General features: G+C 57.7%; 1 protein-coding gene. It reads left to right on the top strand.

All coding sequences use genetic code 11. From position 1 onward, the window contains the following. Positions 1 to 121 precede the first annotated feature (121 nt). Positions 122 to 1,558, top strand: coding sequence for an IS1380 family transposase (locus CQ019_RS18135; protein WP_096257871.1), 1,437 nt, complete (start codon positions 122 to 124; stop codon positions 1,556 to 1,558). The last annotated feature ends 186 nt before the right edge of the window (positions 1,559 to 1,744 follow it).

Here is a 1,744-nt window from a genome sequence, read left to right as displayed (position 1 = left end):
CCCGGGTATTTCATGAAGGCCGGTAGTCATTAACTGACTTAAAAGATGAAAAGGTGACCTGAACTGGGAAAATGGGAGTGTCTAAGCTTCCAAAATACCCGTTCGAAGGATCACCTTTTCTGTGAACTATTCTACCCACGTTTTCCCTGCCATCTCGACCCAACTCACCGGCCAAACCTTGGTCTCCCATGCAGGGTTGTCGGTGCTGACCAGTTTCCTGAATGCGGTGGACTTCCGCCGCGTTTGCGAAGACAGGTTCAGCCAGTTCGTGCCAACCACCGCGACCCACCGGCCGGGAAAGATCCTCGGCGCCCTAGCTCTGTCCTTGGCGGCTGGCGGCGAGCAAGCCACAGATATTGACCAGCTACGAGCCGCACCAGAGCTCTTTGGCTCCGTGGCGTCGGATGCCACGGTCAGCCGGTTCATGGGCCGGATCAAAGATCAGCCAGAAGCTTTCTCCTACGGGTTCGCCACCATGACCCGCAGCCTGCGCACCAAAGTCTGGAATGCTGCCGGGCCGCGGAATCCTGCCCGGCAGGCCACGGCAAAGAACCCTTTAACCATCGACATTGATGCCTCGTTGGTGCACGTTCATTCCGAGAAACAAAATAGTGCTGGCACCTACAAAGGCGGATACGGGTTCTCACCGATGATCGCCATGGCAGACTATGGCAAAGCCAACGGCACCGGCGAAGTCCTCGCCGTGCAGTTGCGCCCAGGCAACCGGGGCGCGAATTCCGCCGCCTCGCATATCGAGGTGCTCAGCCAAGCCCTAGCCCAACTGCCTGAAAATTTCTATGACGAGGACGGGAACCTTCGTGGTGAGAAGATCTTGGTCCGTACCGACAGTGCCGGCTCTTCCCGCGAGTTCTTGCACCATCTGGATTCATTGGGGGTCCAATTCTCCACCTCGTATTCTTTGCCGGTGCTCAAGGAGCGGTTCATCCGGTGGATCGATGAGAAGAAGTACTGGGAACCAGCGCTGGACGCTGATGGTGGTCAACGAGATAACGCGTGGGTGATTGATGCAACGAAGGTCTTGGAGTTGAGGCAATACCCGCCTGGAACTCGGATTTACCTACGTGCTGAGCCGTTGCATCCCGGGGCGAAAGCGAACCTGTTCGATACGGACGGCAACCGGGTGACCGCGTTCTTGACCAACAGCCCACGGTTCAACGTGGCGTTCCTCGATGCCCGGCATCGGGCGCGTGGCAGGTGCGAAAATCGGATCAAAACGTTGAAGAATACGGGGTTGGGCAAGCTGCCGTATTGGTCTTTTGCGGCGAATCAGGCATGGGCGGACCTGGCGATGTTCGCGGTCAATTTGGTGTCTTGGCTGCAGCTGGCGGTGCTGCCTGGTGGTCATGAGGCTTCGGTGTGGGATTTGAAGCGGTGGCGGTACCGGTTGTTCTCGATGGCAGGGAAAATCGTTTCAGGTGGTCGGCAACGCCGGCTGTTGATCCCGGCGAGAGCGCCAGAAGCACAGTTGCTATGCCAGTTGCAGGAGGGTATCGGCAAGCTGTTCCAGCGGTGGCGGCACGGATTGCTGACTGCCTGAACGGGAAGTAGCTGTTCCCCTTGTTTCTTAGGTTTTGAAAGGCTATTTTGGTCCGGGTGCGTGGAGCCTGGCATTCAGCGTCGGTGGTTCAGGCGCCCTTTGGCGCGGACTGAATCAGGAACGGCCACCGGGAATCCATTGGTAGAGGATTTCGGCAGCCGTTGGATAACTGATGAAAGATCTGGG

The sequence above is a fragment of the Arthrobacter sp. MYb229 genome, from assembly GCF_002975405.1.
GTDB lineage: Bacteria > Actinomycetota > Actinomycetes > Actinomycetales > Micrococcaceae > Glutamicibacter.
This window is presented reverse-complemented; position numbering and strand designations above follow the sequence as displayed.